This is a genomic window from Vibrio sp. 10N.222.55.B11, assembly GCF_041473705.1.
GTDB classification, from domain to species: domain Bacteria; phylum Pseudomonadota; class Gammaproteobacteria; order Enterobacterales; family Vibrionaceae; genus Vibrio; species Vibrio crassostreae_C.
The window spans coordinates 22670-42482 of sequence record NZ_JBFRST010000047.1 but is presented as its reverse complement, the minus strand read 5'-3'; the positions used below and the strand labels follow the sequence as shown (position 1 = coordinate 42482).

Below are 19813 nucleotides of genomic sequence, written 5' to 3'. Positions count from 1 at the left end.
CCCTATGCCATATCTGTCAGCTCTAAGCCGTTTCTGATTGAGCATCGACCGAAGTCGGAGCGGTTTCAGTGACTTCCTGAATCGCCATCAGAATGCGCTCTGGCGTTGCTGGTGTGTTGAGCTTAGGAATCGCTCCATCAACGGCCACGTAGCTAATCGCATCTTTCAATGCACTCCATACCGACATACCCAACATGAAAGGTGGCTCACCCACGGCTTTCGAGTTGAATACTGTGTCTTCTGGGTTGCTGCGGTTTTCCAAAAGGTGCGTTCTGAAATCAATTGGCATATCAGCAATCGCAGGGATTTTGTAGCTTGCAGGGCCGTTGGTCATTAAGCGGCCTTGCTGGTTCCACACCAACTCTTCCGTTGTTAACCAACCGACACCTTGTACAAAGCCACCTTCGACTTGGCCGATATCAATCGCCGGGTTCAATGAAGCGCCTACGTCATGCAGAATATCGACACGCAGAATCTTGTTCTCGCCAGTCAGGGTATCGATGATGACTTCTGAACAAGAAGCACCATAGGCGTAGTAGTAGAACGGACGACCACGCGCCTTCTCGTGATCGTAATAGATCTTCGGAGTGCGATAGAAGCCAGTGCTTGATAGCGAGATTTGGTTGAACCAAGCCAGTTCAACAAATGAGTTGAAGGTCATGATCTCATCGCGGATCTGCACCATGCCGTTTTTAAACACCACTTCTTCAGGCCACACTTTGAAGTGCGAAGAAGCGAAGTCGATCAGGCGCTGCTTAATGGTTATTGCGGCGTTTTGCGCGGCCTTACCGTTGAGGTCGGCGCCCGATGAGGCTGCGGTTGGTGATGTGTTCGGAACTTTGTCTGTGTTTGTAGCGGTGATCTGGATACGTTCGACATCGACTTGGAACTCCTGTGCAACGATTTGTGCCACTTTGATGTTCAAGCCTTGCCCCATTTCCGTACCACCGTGATTCAAATGAATACTGCCATCGGTGTAGATATGGATGAGCGCACCTGCTTGGTTCAAGAAAGTCGCAGTAAACGAGATGCCGAATTTCACTGGTGTGATAGCAAGGCCTTTCTTCAAGATAGGGCTCTGCCTGTTGAACTCAGCGATTTCTTTACGACGTGCGTGATAGTCACTGCTGCGTTCAAGTTGTTCGGTTATCTCAGGTAAAAAGTTGTCTTCAACGGTTTGGTAATAATGGGTCACGTTACGGCCTTCTTCGCCGTAGTAGTTCGCCTTACGTACTTCCAAAGGATCTTTTTTCAGGTAACGCGCAATCTCGTCCATGATGTGTTCAATGGTCATCATGCCTTGCGGGCCACCAAAGCCACGGTAAGCGGTGTTCGATGCGGTATTGGTTTTGCATCGATGACCGACCACAGTTGCATCGCCTAGATAATAAGCGTTGTCTGAGTGAAACATCGCGCGGTCGACGATAGAGCTTGATAAGTCTGGTGAGTAGCCACAGTTACCTGCAACGGTAATATCCGCACCTTGAATCACACCATTGTCGTCAAAACCGACCGTGTATTGATTGTAGAACGGGTGGCGCTTACCAGTTTGCTGCATGTCTTCATTACGCAGCAGACGCATTTTGGTCGGTCGGCCTGTAAGGTGGGCAATCACCGCAGCCATACAGGCTGGAGAGGCTGCTTGAGTCTCTTTACCACCGAAACCACCACCCATACGACGCATATCAATCACGACTTTGTGCATCGGCACGCCAATCACTTCCGCAACCAGCTTTTGAACTTCGGTCGGGTTCTGTGTAGAGGTGTAGACGATCATGCCGCCGTCTTCGGTTGGCATTACACTACTGATTTGAGTTTCTAGATAGAAGTGCTCTTGGCCACCGATCTCTAGGTCACCAGAGATCACGTGTTTCGCTTTTTTCAGTGCTGCTTTTGAGTCACCACGCTGTTGAGTGTGGCTTTCTGTTACGAAGTGCTCTTTTGCCAGCGCTTCTTTCACATCAAGAATGGCTGGTAGCTCTTCGTATTCAATAACGGCTGCGTGCGCGGCTTTGCGTGCGGTTTCTAGATCGTTAGCTGCCACAGCAATCACAGGTTGGCCGTAGTATTCTACTTTGCCATCGGCAAGCAGTGGGTCGCCCGGTAGGATTGCACCAATGTCCAATTCACCTGGTACGTCTTTGGCTTGAATGGCAATCGCCACGCCTTCAAATTCGTAACACGGTGATAAATTTATATTGGTAATGTTCGCGTGTGCTTGAGTGCTCAGGCGTGCGTAGACGTGCAGCTGATTTGGGAACTCTAGGCGGTCGTCAATGTATACCGCTTCGCCCGTGACTTGCTTGGCTGCACTGTCGTGTTTTACGCTTTTACCTACGCCAGTTTTTAGGTCTTGTTTTGCAATGGTAACCATCTCTTCGTGGGTCATCGCATTGCTCTTGTGAACAGAGGAATTTGATTTAGACATAAGACGTTACCCTTGTTTCGATTTGGTTGTTTTTGTTCTGCTGTTCAATGAAGTAACGACGCAACATATTGGCTGCCGACAATGAACGGTATTCTTGGCTGGCACGGAAATCAGATAGCGGCTCAAAGTCGTTATACAGTTCCTGCATCGCTAACTTAATATTAGCGTCTGTCCATGGTTTGCCTAATAACGTATTTTCACAACGCGCCGCGCGCTTAGGTGTTGCAGCCATACCGCCGAAAGCGATACGAGCGTAAGAAACCTTGCCGTCTTCGATTTGAATATCAAACGCACCACACACCGCAGAGATGTCGTCGTCTAAACGTTTAGACAGTTTGTAAGCTCGGAAGCTGTCGTTAGTTGGCTTAGGAATGATGATCTGTTCAATGAACTCACTCTCTTTTTGCGCCGTCACTTTGTAGCTGATGAAGTAATCTTCAATCGGCATGGTGCGTGACTCGTCACCGCAACGAAGTTTGATCTTTGCGTTAAGGGCAATCAGCAGAGGAGGGGTGTCACCGATAGGCGAAGCATTCGCTACATTACCGCCGATGGTGCCTTGGTTACGCACTTGCAGTGAAGCAAAGCGATGCAGCAGTTCACCAAAATCTGGGTAGTGTTTTTTCAGTAGTGCGTAAGAATCGCTGATAGGTAGGTTGGCACCAATGATTAAGTCGGTGTCGGTTTCTTCGCATACCTTCATGTCTTCAACAAGGTTTACGCTGATCAGTGTTTCTATCTCGCGATGGAATTGTGTCACTTCCAGTGCTAAATCCGTGCCGCCAGCAACCAGCTTCGCGTTCGGATGCGCTTGAAAAAGCTTGGCCAACTCATCAGTGCTTTTCGGGGAAAAAGCGGTGAGGTGACCAAGGCGTAAGTTGGCTTCGGTGTCTTGAATACCTTCTAGCTTCTTGATGGTGTTGCGTTCAAGTTCAGCAAATTGGTCGATCAAAGGTTGGTCTGTTGAGAGCGACATCGCAGCATCAACAATTGGACGGTAGCCCGTACAGCGACATAGGTTACCCGCCAGTGATTCCATGACGTCTTCTTTGCTCGCATCGGGTTTGTTCTTGCCTAGGGCAAACATCGACATGATGAAGCCAGGTGTGCAGTAACCACACTGTGAACCGTGAAAATCAACTACTGCCTTCTGCACTGGGTGCAAAGAGCGATCTCGGTTTTGTAGATCTTCTACTGTGATCAGTTGCTTGCCATGCAGCGCTGAAACGAACGTCAGGCAAGAGTTCACCGAGCGGTATTGCAGCTGTCCATCAACCACTTCACCGAGAACTACCGTACATGCACCACAGTCACCCGACCCACAACCTTCTTTGGTACCCGTTTTATTAACCTTGGTACGAAGGTAGTTGAGCACTGTCATATTTGGCGACAGATTATCTTCACGTCTTATTTCCTGATTGAGCAAAAAAGTAATCAAGAGACCTCCTTGTAAATCGACATATTTCCATGTGTATTCTTTTTGACTTCTAGGTCAATAATTATCCATCCTGACCCTGTGGTCAACTATTTATTTACAAAAATGCAACAATGAGGTGCTGCTATGAATTGTATACAATTTAAATTTGGTCGTAGTCGTCTGTTTTATAAGGGTTTGGGTTGATGGTGAATGGTTTTATGGCGTGAATGAATTGATGGCTATGTATACAAGATAAAGACAAGGTTTATGGCACTGTTGGAAGTGATTCTGTAGAGGCTAAGATCGTTGTTGAGGCTAGAATAGGCAGTGTTTTAGATGGATGTGAGCCGATCGTCGTCTTTATTTTTAGGGGAGAGTGCATAACAAAGAGAAGTAAACGCAGAGGCTTACTTCTCTCCTGTATTGTTAATAAAAAGCTGTTAACGAAAAGCTGTTAACAAAAAGCTGTTAACAAAAAGTTGTTGAATGATGGTTGTTAATCGCTTCTTGAATCGTCTATGACTTACTCTTAAGCAGATCTGAGAACACCACATGCAGGTCGCTAGAAGCTGTGCTGCTGTCTAGGTTGAGCTTCGAACGAATATGGCTTAGGTGCTCGTGCATCAATTCTACCGCTTGTTGTTCGTTGCCAGACTCAATCGCATCCAGTAAGCCTGAGTGCTCGTCTAAAGAACAGTTCGAGTGGTTACCGGTTTCGTATTGAGCGATCAGCAGTGAGGTTTGCGATACTAAACTGCGTTGGAAAGCCAGCAGTGGCGCGTTCTCTGCCATTTCAGCCAATTTGATGTGGAACTCACCAGATAAACGTAAGCCAGAACCATAGTCACCTTGGTCAAAGGCGCAGTTCTCTTTCGCGACCAGTTTTCTACACTCGTCGATTTGGGCTTTGGTTGCGTTCTTAACCGCTAGCTCAGTGATAGCAATTTCCATCACTTCACGTGCTTTAAATATCTGCTTGGCTTCGTCTACTGTTGGGGCTGCAATCACAGCACCTCGGTTAGGACGGATCACCACAACTTGTTCTAAGGAGAGGCGCAGCAAGGCACGGCGGATAATAGTACGGCTAACGCTAAAGATTTCTGCTAACGCTTCTTCGCTTAATTTGGTGGCTGGTGGCAGCCTTTGTTCTAGTATCGCGTCGAAGATATGGCAGTAAACAACATCGTCTTGAGTCTGGCCTGTTACTTTTGTTTTTACACCTTTGGAGACAGAGTTTTTGAGAACTGTCATAGAGATAAGGGCCCTTGTTTAGTCGAGTTGGGTTGATCGAGAATAATTCATGAGTGTTACTCTATATTGTATACATTTATCTATACAATGCCACCGGATGAAAGTGCGATGCACGCTTATTTGTTAATGACTTATAACATTTAGTTTGCAGTGAACTGCGTGCGTTCTAAAGCTTTAAGTCATTCTTATTGAACTAGACGCGATTATCGCCACAGCTGTAGGCGACGATCTGGCTTATTTCGCTCAGGGTACGACCTGATTGCTGCTGCCACTCGTTGAAAGCCTTACTTGCCGCGACTTGTGCTCGTTTGGTGTTACGACCGCTATCAATCACATCTGTGCTGCGCAGGTGCGCTTCAACGTCAGAAGATAAGATAAACGTGTCTTTTCCCATTTGGCGCAGAGTGTAGGCACCAGTGTTACCGCCTAATCGCTTGCCGTGTTTCTTCAGATAATCCCAAAGTTCAGTGATACGTTCTGATGGCCAGTCGGCAACCATTTGTGAGAAGGAATCCGCCTCACGCTTAGCATTGTGGATCATGGTGGCATTGGCAGGGATGGTCATCACCTTAGTGAGGTGGCGAATAATGCGCGGGTCTTGCGCTTTTTGTTCCCACATTTCATTCGGCAGCATCAGCATTTTTTCGATATTGAATTCAAAGAACACTTCTTCAAATTGCGGCCATTTCTTCCTCACTACATTCCATGAAATACCACACTGGAATACTTTTTCAGTAAAGGCGGCTAGCCAACGATCGTCGGTGATTTGTGATAGCTCGGCTTGTGAAAGGGGCGCACGAACAATTTTTTCGAGTTCGGCCGCTCCGCCTTTGCGGTGAGCTGCACGTTGGTAAATAGTATCGAATTTTTCTTGGGTCATGAAGGTTCCAAATTACATCTGTGTATCTTGAGTATGTAGCCAATGCTTAATGATATGGGGTCAAATCTAGTAATTAAAACGAACTAGCAGAGCTTTAATTCCATCTGATACAAGGGCCACGTTTTGCCATTGAACTCTTTGACGCTCGGCTCTTTGTCGACCACCTGAAAGCCGGCTTTGTCGTAGCAACGTTTTGCTCCGATATTCTGCTGAAATACCGCTAAGCTGATGGTGGTGACATCAGGTATTTGTTTCGCGGCGTCTAATGCACTTTCTATCATTGATTGCCCAAGCCCTTTGCCTCGTTGGTTTGGGTGAATCGCAACTCGGCAGAAACGAAGTTCACTGTCTGACATACGTTGAAACTCCATAAACCCGATCAGTTCTGAGTTATTGCCGTTCGAATTCAGTTCAGAGAGAGCACTAGACTCAGAGAAGGTATATAGCTCAACTTGAGGCTCTTGAGAGCGTTCGATGATGGAGGCGGCTTCTAACGGCCAACCAAAGGTTCGTCCGCCCCACAGTACATAGTCTTCGAGTGATGTGAACCAAGTGACGATCTCATTGGCATCGGAGGCTTTAAAGCGATTTATTTCCATATCCTTCTCTCTTCCTTATCGTGTGTCTCTTTTTCTAAGCCGCTAAACTTCCGAGCCCAATTGCTCAAGAAAACCACGCATGTAGTCGGTGCGCTTGTTGGCTTCTAACTTGGCGGATTCTGTATTCATGGTTCCAGCCAGCTTAAACAGTTTCACGTAGAAATGGTCGACGCTGTAATGCTTGTCATCCAAGTCACGATGTTCAGCGAATGGATCTTCGTGGTTATAGAGTTCTGCGTTAAAGCTCTGCCCCACGTACAGACAGCGTGCAATGCCAATCGCACCGAGAGAGTCTAGGCGATCAGCATCTTGGACGATTTGAGCTTCCAAGGTTTCTGGAGTGATGTTGGCGCTGTAACTGTGAGTGACAATCGCATGATGGATCTCGTCGAGATAAGACGCGGGATACTCGATAGATTTGAGGAAAGAGATCGCCTTGTCTGCTGCCATTTGTGAGCTTTGGGCTCTGTCTGGGTGATTCTTGGGAAAGGTGAAACAATCATGAAGGTAAGCGGCGGGCAGCACGACTTCAAGCTTAGCTTGTTCTTGAGCACACAAAGCCTTGGCGGTTTTGACTACGCGCTTAATATGGCTGATATCGTGCGCTGCATCTTGTGTCATCTCTTGCTGTGCAAAATCAAGCAGTTGGCTTTCAAATTTTTCTATCACGCATCCCTTTCTCCATTATCAATATTGCTTCTCGATTTCCATCGTTTCACATCGACTGTAACAGTTTCTAGCGCGATTTTTTATCTTTTATAAAAGGAATACCCACAAAAAAAACCGACTCAGTGAGTCGGCTTAATAGAAAGGTTATTCTGTGTTGATTAAAGCGCTATTAACGGTAATCAGAGCTTATGCAGTGGCTTGTTGAAGCTGCGCTAACACATGATGCAGTGACGGGCTGATCGTGTGACCAAGCGCTTTAACTTCTTCGCAAGGCTCAACCAAATCTGGAATTTGGAAGCTGATCATGTTCGCTGCCATTGATGCACGAATACCGTTGTTTGAGTCTTCAAACGCTAGGCAGGTTTCAGGTGCAACACCTAAGCGTTCTGCCGCGAGTAAGTAGATCTCTGGGTGAGGCTTGCCGTGAGTCACTTCGCAGCCTGTGCTTAATGAGGTGAAGTACGAATCTAGGCCAGCCAGCTCAAGCTTCTTCTTTGCGATATCAAGCTGAGTGGAGGTCGCCACCGCGATTGGAATGTCATTCGATTTTAGCCATTCAAGCAGCTCAATCACGCCATCTTTTACTGGGATTGCTTGGTTTTTAACAATTGCACTGTAGCGCGTGCGCCATTCATTATTCAGCGCTGGGTAATCTAACCCTTCACCGTAACCATTTCGAAAAATCTGTTCGATGGTTTTTGCGTTACAACCAATGATGCCTAGGTAGACATCTTGCAAAAACGGAACACCTTGCGCGTGACATGCTTCTTCAAAAACCTGCATACAAAGTCGCTCGGTGTCGAGCAGCAGCCCATCCATATCAAAAATAGCAGCTTGAAAATTCATATCCGTGGTTCTTAATGTGTTGTCATCGTGAGGGCGGGTATTTTGACATAGTGTCTAGTGATAGGCGAGTCAACGTTCAGTAAGAATATATCCAATCGGCTCGGCAATATGCTTCTGCATGACTTTAAATGTGATTGGTTGTGGTTGAAATAATATCGTTCAGTTATGAGCCTTGTGTTTTATAGGCCATCCAGATCTAACAGAAACAATTATGATTATTCCACATAACAAATCTAGCTTGTGCGTCTGGCTTCTTATTACATTTCATAAACTTACAGGTCTGTTTACGTGACCATAATCTTATAAAAAACAATTACCGGGAGCCTGCAATCATAGTGTGACCAAGCAATAAGTAAATGGCTGAGCTTAGGGAGAAAATAACATTAGTCCACATTTTTAGCAGGGTTGCTTATGTTGTATTTTGAGTTTCTATTTTTATTAGTCGTCCTTTATATCGGATCTCGGTATGGCGGTATTGGCTTAGGTGTTGTTTCTGGTATTGGTTTGGTTATCGAGGTGTTTGTCTTCAAGATGCCACCAACGTCTCCACCTGTCACCGTGATGCTGATCATCCTCGCCGTTGTTACTTGTGCTTCGATTCTCGAAGCGGCAGGTGGTTTGAAATACATGCTGCAAGTGGCGGAAAGGGTGCTTAGAAAGAACCCGAAACGCGTTACCCTGATAGCTCCGTTCGTGACTTACTCGATGACTTTCCTATTGGGTACTGGCCACGCGGTTTACTCTATCATGCCGATCATTGGCGATGTCGCACTGAAGAACGGGATTCGTCCTGAGCGTCCAATGGCAGCTGCGTCTGTCGCGTCTCAACTAGCTATTACCGCATCACCAATTTCAGCCGCTGTGGTGTACTACCTCGCGCAGCTTTCTGATATTCAACACTCTATTACACTGCTTTCCATTTTGATGGTGACGGTGCCTGCAACGCTGTTTGGTACGTTTTTGCTTTCTTTGTACAGCCTGAAACGCGGCAAAGAACTGAACGACGATCCTGAATACCAAGCTCGTCTAAAAGATCCTGAGTGGAAAAAGCGTATCGAAAGCACTACTGCGACGTCTTTGGATGAAGTGCTGCCAACCTCGGCTCGTAATGCGGTTTTGATTTTCCTATTGTCGATTGTGGTGATTGTTATCGTGGCGATGGTGCCTGAGATCAGAACCATCGTTGACGGCGACAAGCCAATCAAGATGTCGGTGATCATCCAAATGATGATGCTCTGCTTCGGCGGTATCATTTTGCTGGCGACTAAAACTGACCCGCGAGATGTGCCAAACGGTGTGGTATTCAAATCGGGTATGGTGGCGGCGATTGCGATCTTCGGTATCGCTTGGATGTCGGATACCTACTTCCAATACGCAATGCCTCAGTTCAAGTCTGGCATCGTGGAAATGGTGACCAACTACCCATGGACGTTCGCACTAGCGCTATTCATCGTATCGGTTGTGGTGAACTCTCAAGCAGCAACTGCACGTATGATGCTACCGGTTGGCCTTGGATTAGGACTAGACCCAGCCCTGCTTATCGGCTTGATGCCAGCGGTTTACGGCTACTTCTTCATCCCGAACTACCCATCAGATATCGCTACGGTGAACTTCGATGTTTCTGGCACCACCAAGATTGGTAAGTGGTACTTCAACCACTCATTCATGTCGGTGGGTTTAATCGGTGTCGTGGGCGCATGTTGTTTAGGCTACGCTCTGGCACAGATTTTTATCGCTTAATTGTCGCTTAATCGACTAGCGAGATAAGAAACGAGAAACAGCGCCTATTGAGGCGCTGTTTTTGTTTCTGACGCTTGAAAAGGTATGTGAATTAAGTAAAAGGCAATTTAGATCAAAATATTAGCTAATATTATTAGTTGCAAGTGGGGTAGTGGTGATATAACGCTATTTTTGTGAGACGAAGAGGCACTAATGATTACTAACTTTGAGCAATTAGAGCAAGATATGGCATCCACTCCATCGTTTGATGGTCAGTTAGCTAAACTGGTCCACCTCAAGAACAGCAATGGAATGAGTGTATCCTTCATGGATATTGGAGCTACTTGGCTGAGTTGTTCTATGCCAGTGAATGAAGTAGCTCGAGAGGTGTTACTTCGCTCACCCAATATGGCTGAACATATGGAGCAGAGCTCTTATTTTGGTGCGATTGTTGGACGTTTTGCAAACCGTATCGCTAAAGGCCAATTCGAACTTGAAGGGAAGCGCTACCAACTCGGGGTTAATAATGGTGAAAACTCATTACATGGTGGAGTAGAGGGCTTTGATAAAAAGCGTTGGAGCATTGTTGAACAAAGTGCACAAAAGGTAGTGTTTACTCTTCATATCAAAGATGGTGATCAAGGGTATCCGGGTAATCTTGGTGTCAAAGTTACCTATTCTCTAACGGATGACAACCAAGTATCTATTTCTTATGAAGCCAATACTGATAAGACTTGCCCCGTTAACTTAACCAATCATGCTTACTTTAATTTGGCTGGTGAGGCTTCTGGTTCGAAAAGCTTGGATCATGTATTGCAGTTGAGTTCAGGCCATTATTTACCAACAGATCAAGGCTTAATACCAACGGGAGAAATAAAGGCGGTTGAGGATACGAGTTTTGATTTTTCAAACGCAAAGCTCATTGGGCGGGATTTTCTGACTGAGTCGGACCAGAAAATGGCTGGTGGTTATGATCATGCTTTTGTGTTTCAGCCTGAAGTGACCGATGGAGAGTCGGTTGCAGCGGTTCTGGTTGCACCTGCAAAAGAAGTCGTGATGAAGGTAAAAACGACGAAGCCTGCTATTCAGTTTTATTCGGGTAACTTTCTAGCAGGGACGCCTGGTAAGAGTAAAAATTATGAGTTGTACGATGGTCTTTGCTTAGAAACCCAATATTTTCCAGATGGTCCTAATAAGCCAGAATGGGGACCTAACCGCGGGCTCCTGAAGTCTGGAGAGCTTTATCAACATCAGACGGTTTATCAGTTTAAGTTTTAGGCCCTAACTATTGGTGGGCTATGTGCCCACCTTATCCGATGGTGTTGAGGATGTACGAATAATCAATTCTCCTTCCACTTTTCGTCTACTGGATAACAAAGGCTGAGCCTCAATTTGCGCCATTAAGGACTCAATCGCTAGCTTGCCCATATCTGAGTAAGGTAATTCAACGGATGTTAACGCAGGAAAACTTTCCGATGCGATTTGTTGGTTATCGTAGCCAACGATCGCGACATCTTGAGGGATCTTAAGCCCTAGTTCAGCCAGTGCTTGATAGCACCCCATCGCCATGTAATCACTGCCACAAAAGATAGCTTCTGGTGGTTGAGCTAACTTAAACAAAGCTAATGTCTGCTGATGTGCTTCTTTTAATGACCAGTTGGCCTCTGCTAAGTAATTGCTGTTCGGGACAATATCGGCATCAATTAGTGCCTGACGGTAGCCTTCACTGCGTTGTTGGCTCGCAAGCATCCAGTTTTCGCCTGTGAGCATAGCAATACGACAATAGCCTTGTTGGATAAGGTGAGAGACCGCTTTGTAAGCACCGATCATATCGGCAGGTAAAATGCTTGGTGCATCGCTATTGCTTTCGTTTGTGCAGTTTAGGAGCACGGTTGGCAGAGGCGTATTGACCCGTTGTTGTTCAAGTTCACGAGTCATGCTCGATGCGTACACCAAGCCTGCATAATCTCCGCTGTTGATTTCCACTTCAATTTTGCTCGCTAGCACTTCATCGTGGCTGTAATTGAAGATCACTAAAATAAAGTCGTTCGCCCAAGCCTCTTCACGCGCTGAGTTTATAGCATCAATAAAAGGGTCATAACTCGATAACCCGTTGACAACCAGTGCTATTTTATTAGGTCGACCCAGCGCATGAGCGACTTTCTTATTTTTGTAGCCAAGTGATTCGGCGGTATCGAGCACTTTACTTTTTGTGGTGTCTGCAATTTTTACAGACGTTGAACCATTAAGTACCAGTGATACCGTTGATTGAGACACACCTGCCGCTGCAGCAATGTCACTCATAGTGATTTTTTTAGCCATCGTAAATTTCAACTCAACTTAGTTAGCTAAAGATATTAGCTAATTATCAGCTTTCGATCACCTGTTAAAGATGGGGATCACAAAAAGTTGTCCGAGCAGTCTGATAGTTGTGATTGCTCACTCGTTTTTAATCTTAGATAGTAGCGATAAAAATGCAGCTCATTATATTAGCTAATATTATTAGTTAATAATTTAGTTTCAAGGTGAGTAAGATGAAAAGATGGTCTGAAGACAAAGCGTGGCAATGGCAACAACAACATGGATGGTTACGTGGATTTAATTACTTACCAAGGACGGCTGTAAACTGGAACGAAATGTGGCAAGCAGACTCATTTTCACCAGAAATAATGGAACAAGAGTTGGCTTGGGCGAGAGAGGTTGGCTACAACACGCTGCGTACCAATTTGCCTTTCATTGTGTGGCAAGTCGACCGCCAAGGACTGCATGAGCGCATTGATCATTTCTTAGATATTTGTGAACGAAACCAGATTAAGGTAATGATGACCCCAATGGATGATTGTGGATTCTCCGGTGACCATCCGTATCTAGGTCAACAAAAAGCCCCCGTCCCTGACCTGCATAATAGCCAAGCTGCGGCCAGCCCAGGTCGTAATGTTGTTATGGATAAGTCACAGTGGGGTGACGTTGAAACTTACATCCGTGACATTATCTCGACTTATAAAAACGACCCGCGTATTGCGATTTGGGATCTGTACAACGAGCCTACCAACCGTATGATTTTTACCACCAATGGTGAGCTAGCTTACGATGAAGAAATGGAGACGTTCAGCCACGAGTTGATGGAAAAAGCGTTTGAGTGGGCGCGCGATGTGAACCCGACTCAGCCCCTAACGGTGGGTGCATGGCATTGCCCTAGTATTCTCGACCGTAGTTTGCCTATTTTTGAGCATCCAACCGATCGCCGAGCGATGGAGCTATCGGACATTATCACTTTCCATGCTTATCTTCCGTTGGATTTGTTCCATGAAGCGCTGAAAGTTGTGCAAGCGCACAATCGCCCGATGATGTGTACCGAGTGGTTAGCACGTCATGCACAATCTTCCTTACATGAACAGCTGCCAATTTTTAAAGATAAGAATATTGGCTGCTATCAATGGGGATTAGTGAAAGGTAAAACACAAACGCACCTTCCTTGGCCTGAAATTAAACGCAATGACGTTAACTATGCTAGTCAGTGGTTCCACGATCTGCTTGATGAGCAAGGACAGCCATATGATGCAAGCGAAGTACAGTTGATTCAAACACTCGCAGAGGTGGAATAACTGTCATTTAGCCGGCCTAGAGAAAAAGGTCGGCTTCTAAACTAGAATTAAATCAATCGAGACATGAACAATGACTACTATAAAAAATAGATTGAACAATAGAGAGCTGATTTCTTATTTCGGTTATGGCGTGGGCCAATGCTTTAGTTTTGGCTTGGTTGGCTCGTTCATCTTGTACTTCTACACCGATATTCTCGGTATTTCGCCGATTGCTGCGAGTACCATATTTCTTATTGCACGAGTGTGGGATGCTGTTAATGATCCGTTGATTGCTGGCTATATGGATACGTTAGAATCTCGCTTCGGTAAGTTCCGTCCCTACATGTTGTTTACTCCGTTTTTGATTGTATTGGTGACCATCGCTACCTTCTATAATATCGATGCGGACATGTCGACTAAAGTGATGTATGCGGGTATCACTTATATTCTGTGGGGTACCCTTTACACCATCTCTGACGTGCCATTTTGGTCAATGTCGTCGGTGATGACTGATGAGCCTCAAGAGCGTGCCAAAGCAGCAACGTGTGCCATGTTAGGTGTTAATGCTGGTATTGGCGCAACGCTAGTTATTTTTCCTAAATTAAGCGCATTTTTTGCTGATGGTCGTGCTGATCAAGGTTACTTACCTGCTGTTATCGTATTGATGGTGGCAGGTCTGCTGTTTATGCTGAACGGTTTCTACAATACCAAAGAGCGTATTTCGACGGCGAGCTGTGAAAAAGTAACACTGAAAGATACTTTTCAAGCGGTACGTAAAAACAAGCCATTATTCTTCATCTTGGCTGCATTCTTTATGAATGTGTTCTTCAATCTAGTTAATGGTTTATACATTTTCTTTTTCACCTACAACATGGGCGATGCAGGTTTAGTTTCATTGATTGGTACTATCACTTTAGTCAGTGCTATCGCGTGTTTAGCGACGCCAATCCTAACTAAACGTTTCAAGAAGAGAGATATCTTTATTGCGCTATGTGTGTTGGAAATTATCGCACGTGTTGGTTTTTATCTAACAGGTTATGACAACACAACGGTGGTGATGATGTGGCTGGCAGTAGTAACGGGGCTCTTTATGATGACTAACCCGCTTATTTCAGCGATGATTGCAGATACCGTTGAATACTCTTACTACCATAGTGGTAAGCGTACAGCAGCGATAACTTTCTCTGGCCAAACATTTACAGGTAAATTTTCCGTTGCGGTAGCAGGTGGTTTAACAGGTCTGATCCTGACAACTATTGGTTATGTTCCAAATGCGGACCAAACAGAAACAGCATTGAATGGCATGTTCTTTTGTATTGCTTTACTGCCGGCTTTAGGGGCTTTGGTACGTATATTTATTATGTCTCGTTATACCTTTACTGAAGACCAGCATGCAATTTTACGCGAAAAACTTGAGCGTGGTGAGTTTGCTGAAGGGGTTGTTGATAAGTCAGGAATTACGCACAAAGCGACGTCTTAGTTGTTGAGGTTATTACCACTCATTGCATCCTAGAAAACAGCGCCTAAATTGGCGCTGTTTTGTTTTAACAGGTTTCGTTTATTAGCTTTCAGGAGAGCTATTAACGTGGCTCAAAAGCCAGCGACTGAATTGCTTCTTCAATCGTTAGGAAGTGGATCTTCATCAGGCACACTTCAGCTTTTTGAAACTCGTGGTTTCGAATCAGCTTGGTCACGCTTTCTACTGAATATTGCTCAGGCCGTTTCGCTAGAGACAGTTGATTTGATATCGATTGAAGTGCGTAGCTGTTACCCTCTGAATCAATGAGGTAATCATCTTCACCCAGGATCATGTCTGAGCATTCTGCCTGAAAATCGTTCTCGGATGCGACGTAAATAAGCTCATCATCACCGTCGAGTTTTACCAAAGATGGCCAACTGATCATTACTGCCCTTTCTATGTGCTGCTTACTGCTTTTAATAGTGGTGACGACAAGCAATTATATAAAAGTTATCGTCATCTGCTTTATACACTAATCGATTCTTGTCATCGATTCGTCTTGACCAAAAGCTAGACAGGTTGCCGACTAGTGGCTCCGGCTTTCCAATCCCTTCAAAGGGCGTTCTTTTGGCGGCTTCAATCAACTTATTTAGTTTCTTGAGCGTTTTCTTGTCTTGGGTTTGCCAGTATAGGTAATCTTCCCAAGCATTATCTGTAAATACAATCTTTCGATCATTCGTCATTATTCAATTCTCGAACGGTTGTATTTCCGGCTTCGAGTTGAGCAATAGATTCAGCCAATCTTTCAGCGTTTTTAGGCGAGCTCATTAGGTACAAGGTTTCTTGCATTGAATTAAAATGATCAAGAGACATGACCACTGCATCTTCTGAATCTCGTCTGGTTATTACCGTAACATCAGAATCGTCTATCACTCTATCGAGCACAGACTTAAGGCTATTTCTGGCCTCAGTAAAAGAAACAATATTCATCACTTATTTACCCTGTTGTTTTTGGATATGTTTAATCTTTCTATATACACAGAATAGTTAATCATTCATGAATTAACTATTCTACATGTTCCGCTTGTTGTACATGTTATATCAGAGCTTACACATGATCAACTTATGGTACATGTCATTCATTGTAAATATGCAGAGAGTTACTGACTCAAAATGCTATTTACTCAAAGATCGGCCTAATGGTGCGAAGTAACCTTGCAGGGCTTGGTATATCTGTTCTCGGTGCGCCATATCAGGATACACGGGGTACATATCAGGCTTGGTTGTGCCATCCACTAGATAAGCGTTCTTGATATCGGAACACGATTCAATCACGGATTCAAAAGCGCGCGCCATCATCTCTGTGGGTAGTGAGAAGTAACGGGCAGACATCGCTTTGTCGGCAATCACACTGCGAGCCACATAATCGTGTTTGTCCAAGTTATTGTCGCTAAGCAGTGTGGCATCAAACAGAGACATCAAACTTTCGTTTAATGGATGAGGTCGCACCGTTCTATCGTGCAACCAACAGTCGCTGGCGAACAGGATCTGCTTGCGAGGGCCAGAGGTATCGCCGATTTCAAACGCTTTCTCAGCGATATAGTGGTCAAATGCATGCCAAAACTCGTGAGCGAGCGCGCCAGCTCCGGCATTCTTCGCGAGGGCTAATTCTCGTTGGTTCGGGGCATAGTGTGCTTGTACGCCTTTTCTGCCGCCACTGCCGAACGCTAAGCCTAATGTGCCGCGAAGGCCAATCGCTTCTGGTGGCAAAGCCAAGATGTAAGCCAAGTCGGCTAGCGAATCGAATATCAGATTTGCGGCCAACTCTTTTTCTTCTTTCGTCACCCAAGCACCCACACGAATGCTGCCCATACCGAAGGTTTGTTTGATGTCCATGAATGACACCTGATCGCCATGTCGGTAGTCTGGGCCTTCGCGCGTTTTGTATTTAAAGTGAGTTAACTTCAAAAGGGTCCTTGGAAACAGACGTAAGAATGAATAGTGTGCTCAGTGAGATGCGCCTGTGTGAGATGCATCTCTTGGAATTAAAGGACGTTAGCACTTTTGATAGCAAATTGCCGAACAAAATTAGTTTAGATTGAGTTCGAAAGCTTCCCATGAAGTTGGGTTACCTTCACGAGTGAGTGGAAAGAGTGGCTGTTGTGGTTTTGCATAGCTTAATCGGTGCAGTCTTTGAGTTACGTGGTAGCTATCAAGCCCTGATACCGTGACCAAATCCAACGCTTCTAAATCAAGGTAGCCGTCCGGCATCACAGCACGTTTTGGCGCGTGAATTGTAACAACTTCACCAATCAACATTTGAGTTTGGTTACTTTCAATTGTGATTTGTTCTTTGAAAGCCAAGCCTATTTTCAGAGGACTTTCCAAGACAAACGGAGCAGGGAACACATCATCGTAATAGGACGTGAGACCGACCGCGTTGAATTCTGAGACTGGTTTAGGGTAGCGAGCCGAGGTTTGATGGGCCTTTTTAACAAAGTCAGCACCAATGCTGTTAACGGTGAAGTACTTAGTTTCTAGGATGTTTTCTAGCGTATGACGTCGGCTTTTATCTGGGCGAACAATAAAACCAAGCAGCGCGGGATCAGACCCTAGGTGAATGACAGAGCTCACTATCGCAAGGTTTTCAAGCCCCTGTTTATCACAAGTACCAATTAGGTTGGCGCTTTTAAATCCAGATAGGGAGTTAACCAAACGAATGCGGTGGCGCGGGTCCATTGTTTGGATATCTTGTTTAGAAAGGGTCATGTCCTTCATATCTTCTCTTCTTCTCATTTATTGTTATCTTCGAGCATGCTCACTAACGGACTTATATGTACGAAGAATCCGCTTTTATCGATCAAAGAGCGCTTATTGGCCGTGGGCAGTTTGTCTCTTTTATCTCTGCTACAGCACAATGAACGAGATCCTTTGCATAGATTTACGTACGTTGACGTCCCTTTACATCACAGGAGCTAAAGTAATGATGTCGTCTTTATGAGTGTTAACAAATGAAAACAGTCCGCAATATCATTTGGGCAATGATTGCCACAATGTCAGCCTTTTGGTTTGCGATGGAACCGCAATTATTCGCTTCAAGCGATGTCTTTGAATGGCGCTCAGCCATGATTCAGTACTCAGGTATTTTGTCTCTGGTGTTAATGTCCATCACAATGATCTTGGCGATGCGTTTGCCTATGGTTGAGAATTGGCTGAAAGGTATGGATAAAGCATATCGAGTCCATAAATGGCTCGGTATCGGTGGTGTTGCACTGGGTGTGACACACTGGTTGTGGTACCAAATACCTAAGTCATTGGTGGTGTCTGGTGTGTTAGATAAGCCTGTTCGACACGATGGTTCAGGGCCGCAAGCTGTTTTGACTGGATGGGAGTTATGGGTCAATGAATTACGCGGTATTGCTCAGAGTATTGGCGAGTGGGGCTTCTACTTGTTGCTCATTTTACTGGTGGCGTCACTATGGGCGGCAGTGAAGTACAAACCGTTTAAATTGTCGCACCGTCTGATGTCGGTTGCGTACCTGTTTATCGCTTTCCACTCAGTAATCCTGCTTAAACGAGCGTATTGGGGAGAACCTATTTATTATCTAACTGTGGCATTTGCTTTGGCTGGGTCTATCGCAGCGATTTACAGTTTGTTAGGCTTGGTTGGGCGTCGTAATCGTCACTCAGCGACGATTATCTCGACTCGCTATTTTCCACAAGCTGAAGTGATGGAGCTTGTGTTAAAACCGGAGGTATCTTGGCAAGGTCACAAAGCTGGGCAGTTTGCGTACTTGCGTTTCGGTAATGAAGACCCGCATCCGTTTACCATTGTTTCTGGCAGTGATGATCCAGAGCTGCGCTTTTTGATCAAAGAGCTGGGTGATTTTACTAATGGCCTATATGAACGAGTGAAAGCGGGCGATGCGGTTACGGTTGAAGGACCCTATGGTCGACTTTATTTTGACCTAAGCAAGCCACAAATTTGGATTGCTGGTGGTGTCGGGATAGCGTCGTTTTTTGCAACACTTGAAGCGCTCAAAACAGAACGAGATCATCCTCGTATTCAACTGTTTTATTGTACTCGCGGTGTTGATAAGCAATTAATCGATGAGTTGTGGCACCTAGCACACGCGGTTGGTGTGAAGTTGACCGTGATAGATACCTTGCACTCACCGCGGCTAAACGCCGGAAGAATTGTCAATCAATGTGGCGACCTCAACGAGTACGAGATGTATTTCTGCGGGCCGGAGTTGTTCTCTACATCACTGAAAAAAGAATTAGACACCTATCAATTTGATATTGAAAAGCACTACCACGAAGAGCTGTTTGTGATGCGTTAAAGCCAACTATTGGAGCTGTGATTGTTAAATTAGTCAATCGGCACAGTGTAAAAAGGCGTAAAGTCACTCAATTTGTTATTGCAGCGGTTTGCTATTGAGCGATACCATATAGGGCTGTTTCTTTGGTAAAGATGTAATTATGTCAGATGAAAAACTCGCACTCGAATGGATGCGCCAACAAGCTCATAAAGTTGACCCATACGTTATCGATCCATCGTTTGATGAATGCGTTGAGTTGCTTGATCCTGCCTTCAAGAAAGGCAAGAGTGTTGCTCAACTCAAGTATCTGTTATCAGAAGCAGATCGCCGAGCGGGCGCGGCAGAACGTAAGCATGCGGCTTTAAAATACGCCAAAGAGAAAAGCCCAAATGCTGGTCAAATCTTGCGACTGCAAAGCAAGCTTCAACAAGTTCAGTTGGCTCTCAAGCTTGCCACTGGCGATAACAATATGACCATATCTCAGTTCTGTGCGGAGTACGATGTCTCTAAGCGTGACGGCAATACGGCATGGAATGAAAAGTTGGTGGAGCAGGGTAAGAGAAAGTAGTCTTTTAAACGCTTTATTCTTCTATAAACTGTCACGTTAGTTAATGTCATACACTTTTCAAAAAACGACCT

General features: G+C 45.3%; 19 protein-coding genes. 6 read left to right on the top strand and 13 right to left on the bottom strand.

The features are described from left to right. Positions 1-22: 22 nt before the first annotated feature. The 7 genes from xdhB to AB4503_RS17155 all read right to left on the bottom strand — a co-directional run bounded on the left by xdhB (position 23) and on the right by AB4503_RS17155 (position 8090). A complete protein-coding gene (gene xdhB, locus AB4503_RS17185) occupies positions 23-2428 on the bottom strand; it encodes a xanthine dehydrogenase molybdopterin binding subunit (RefSeq protein WP_372115443.1) in 2406 nt (801 codons plus the stop codon). Next, entirely contained in the window at positions 2421-3866 is a 1446-nt protein-coding gene (gene xdhA, locus AB4503_RS17180; RefSeq protein WP_076667181.1) for a xanthine dehydrogenase small subunit, read from the bottom strand. Before xdhA ends, xdhB begins: the two co-directional genes overlap by 8 nt. Positions 3867-4361: 495 nt before the next feature. Then, on the bottom strand, positions 4362-5096 hold the full coding sequence (locus tag AB4503_RS17175; protein ID WP_372115442.1) for a GntR family transcriptional regulator: 735 nt from the start codon (positions 5094-5096) through the stop codon (positions 4362-4364). 193 nt (positions 5097-5289) lie between these two features. Beyond that, on the bottom strand, positions 5290-5976 hold the full coding sequence (locus AB4503_RS17170) for a DNA-3-methyladenine glycosylase I (protein ID WP_017064990.1): 687 nt from the start codon (positions 5974-5976) through the stop codon (positions 5290-5292). 83 nt (positions 5977-6059) lie between these two features. Further along, positions 6060-6575 (bottom strand): N-acetyltransferase, encoded by a 516-nt coding sequence (locus AB4503_RS17165; RefSeq protein WP_017064989.1) that lies wholly within the window; start codon positions 6573-6575, stop codon positions 6060-6062. Positions 6576-6617: 42 nt separating this feature from the next. Beyond that, positions 6618-7244: an HD domain-containing protein gene (locus AB4503_RS17160; RefSeq protein WP_372115441.1), complete on the bottom strand. Its 627-nt coding sequence runs from the start codon at positions 7242-7244 to the stop codon at positions 6618-6620. A gap of 186 nt (positions 7245-7430) precedes the next feature. Next, complete coding sequence (locus tag AB4503_RS17155) at positions 7431-8090, bottom strand: HAD family phosphatase (RefSeq protein WP_017064987.1); 660 nt, start codon at positions 8088-8090, stop codon at positions 7431-7433. A gap of 411 nt (positions 8091-8501) precedes the next feature. Here AB4503_RS17155 and AB4503_RS17150 point away from each other — a divergent pair, with 411 nt between their 5' ends. Together AB4503_RS17150 and galM are read left to right on the top strand one after the other, a co-directional pair. Further along, positions 8502-9830 (top strand): anaerobic C4-dicarboxylate transporter, encoded by a 1329-nt coding sequence (locus AB4503_RS17150; RefSeq protein ID WP_010432780.1) that lies wholly within the window; start codon positions 8502-8504, stop codon positions 9828-9830. Between the two features lie 192 nt (positions 9831-10022). Further along, complete coding sequence (gene galM, locus AB4503_RS17145; protein ID WP_017064986.1) at positions 10023-11087, top strand: galactose-1-epimerase; 1065 nt, start codon at positions 10023-10025, stop codon at positions 11085-11087. 18 nt (positions 11088-11105) lie between these two features. Here galM and AB4503_RS17140 read toward each other — a convergent pair whose 3' ends face one another. Beyond that, positions 11106-12131 carry a LacI family DNA-binding transcriptional regulator gene (locus AB4503_RS17140; RefSeq protein WP_017064985.1) on the bottom strand — a complete coding sequence of 342 codons (1026 nt, stop codon included), beginning with the start codon at positions 12129-12131 and terminating at the stop codon, positions 11106-11108. Positions 12132-12343: 212 nt separating this feature from the next. Here AB4503_RS17140 and AB4503_RS17135 point away from each other — a divergent pair, with 212 nt between their 5' ends. Both AB4503_RS17135 and AB4503_RS17130 read left to right on the top strand, forming a co-directional pair. Beyond that, on the top strand, positions 12344-13414 hold the full coding sequence (locus AB4503_RS17135) for a cellulase family glycosylhydrolase (RefSeq protein ID WP_017064984.1): 1071 nt from the start codon (positions 12344-12346) through the stop codon (positions 13412-13414). 70 nt (positions 13415-13484) lie between these two features. After that, positions 13485-14873, top strand: coding sequence for an MFS transporter (locus tag AB4503_RS17130; protein ID WP_065584826.1), 1389 nt, complete (start codon positions 13485-13487; stop codon positions 14871-14873). 100 nt (positions 14874-14973) lie between these two features. Here AB4503_RS17130 and AB4503_RS17125 read toward each other — a convergent pair whose 3' ends face one another. The 5 genes from AB4503_RS17125 to AB4503_RS17105 all read right to left on the bottom strand — a co-directional run bounded on the left by AB4503_RS17125 (position 14974) and on the right by AB4503_RS17105 (position 17630). Continuing rightward, positions 14974-15297 carry a DUF4144 domain-containing protein gene (locus tag AB4503_RS17125; protein ID WP_017067464.1) on the bottom strand — a complete coding sequence of 108 codons (324 nt, stop codon included), beginning with the start codon at positions 15295-15297 and terminating at the stop codon, positions 14974-14976. 31 nt (positions 15298-15328) lie between these two features. Next, positions 15329-15595 carry a Txe/YoeB family addiction module toxin gene (locus tag AB4503_RS17120; RefSeq protein WP_017061615.1) on the bottom strand — a complete coding sequence of 89 codons (267 nt, stop codon included), beginning with the start codon at positions 15593-15595 and terminating at the stop codon, positions 15329-15331. After that, positions 15585-15842 carry a type II toxin-antitoxin system Phd/YefM family antitoxin gene (locus AB4503_RS17115; protein WP_372115440.1) on the bottom strand — a complete coding sequence of 86 codons (258 nt, stop codon included), beginning with the start codon at positions 15840-15842 and terminating at the stop codon, positions 15585-15587. The genes AB4503_RS17120 and AB4503_RS17115 overlap by 11 nt, the downstream gene beginning before the upstream one ends. 186 nt (positions 15843-16028) lie before the next feature. Next, complete coding sequence (locus tag AB4503_RS17110) at positions 16029-16820, bottom strand: CLCA_X family protein (protein WP_017061617.1); 792 nt, start codon at positions 16818-16820, stop codon at positions 16029-16031. A gap of 120 nt (positions 16821-16940) precedes the next feature. Further along, entirely contained in the window at positions 16941-17630 is a 690-nt protein-coding gene (locus AB4503_RS17105) for a flavin reductase family protein (RefSeq protein ID WP_108194371.1), read from the bottom strand. Between the two features lie 233 nt (positions 17631-17863). Between AB4503_RS17105 and AB4503_RS17100 the strand changes: the two genes are divergently transcribed. Both AB4503_RS17100 and AB4503_RS17095 read left to right on the top strand, forming a co-directional pair. Next, positions 17864-19195, top strand: coding sequence for a ferric reductase-like transmembrane domain-containing protein (locus tag AB4503_RS17100; RefSeq protein ID WP_372115439.1), 1332 nt, complete (start codon positions 17864-17866; stop codon positions 19193-19195). Positions 19196-19334: 139 nt separating this feature from the next. Continuing rightward, positions 19335-19742, top strand: coding sequence for a hypothetical protein (locus tag AB4503_RS17095; RefSeq protein ID WP_017054885.1), 408 nt, complete (start codon positions 19335-19337; stop codon positions 19740-19742). Positions 19743-19813 lie beyond the last annotated feature (71 nt).

Excerpts from the sequence above, each read along its gene's own strand:
- galM (WP_017064986.1), top strand. The coding sequence starts at position 10,023 with ATGATTACTAACTTTGAGCAATTAGAGCAAGATATGGCATCCACTCCA.
- AB4503_RS17120 (WP_017061615.1), bottom strand. The coding sequence starts at position 15,595 with ATGACGAATGATCGAAAGATTGTATTTACAGATAATGCTTGGGAAGAT.
- AB4503_RS17115 (WP_372115440.1), bottom strand. The coding sequence starts at position 15,842 with ATGAATATTGTTTCTTTTACTGAGGCCAGAAATAGCCTTAAGTCTGTG.
- AB4503_RS17175 (WP_372115442.1), bottom strand. The coding sequence starts at position 5,096 with ATGACAGTTCTCAAAAACTCTGTCTCCAAAGGTGTAAAAACAAAAGTA.
- xdhB (WP_372115443.1), bottom strand. The coding sequence starts at position 2,428 with ATGTCTAAATCAAATTCCTCTGTTCACAAGAGCAATGCGATGACCCAC.
- AB4503_RS17095 (WP_017054885.1), top strand. The coding sequence starts at position 19,335 with ATGTCAGATGAAAAACTCGCACTCGAATGGATGCGCCAACAAGCTCAT.
- AB4503_RS17165 (WP_017064989.1), bottom strand. The coding sequence starts at position 6,575 with ATGGAAATAAATCGCTTTAAAGCCTCCGATGCCAATGAGATCGTCACT.
- AB4503_RS17125 (WP_017067464.1), bottom strand. The coding sequence starts at position 15,297 with ATGATCAGTTGGCCATCTTTGGTAAAACTCGACGGTGATGATGAGCTT.
- AB4503_RS17100 (WP_372115439.1), top strand. The coding sequence starts at position 17,864 with ATGAAAACAGTCCGCAATATCATTTGGGCAATGATTGCCACAATGTCA.
- AB4503_RS17155 (WP_017064987.1), bottom strand. The coding sequence starts at position 8,090 with ATGAATTTTCAAGCTGCTATTTTTGATATGGATGGGCTGCTGCTCGAC.
- AB4503_RS17150 (WP_010432780.1), top strand. The coding sequence starts at position 8,502 with ATGTTGTATTTTGAGTTTCTATTTTTATTAGTCGTCCTTTATATCGGA.
- AB4503_RS17130 (WP_065584826.1), top strand. The coding sequence starts at position 13,485 with ATGACTACTATAAAAAATAGATTGAACAATAGAGAGCTGATTTCTTAT.
- AB4503_RS17170 (WP_017064990.1), bottom strand. The coding sequence starts at position 5,976 with ATGACCCAAGAAAAATTCGATACTATTTACCAACGTGCAGCTCACCGC.
- AB4503_RS17105 (WP_108194371.1), bottom strand. The coding sequence starts at position 17,630 with ATGAAGGACATGACCCTTTCTAAACAAGATATCCAAACAATGGACCCG.
- AB4503_RS17140 (WP_017064985.1), bottom strand. The coding sequence starts at position 12,131 with ATGGCTAAAAAAATCACTATGAGTGACATTGCTGCAGCGGCAGGTGTG.
- AB4503_RS17135 (WP_017064984.1), top strand. The coding sequence starts at position 12,344 with ATGAAAAGATGGTCTGAAGACAAAGCGTGGCAATGGCAACAACAACAT.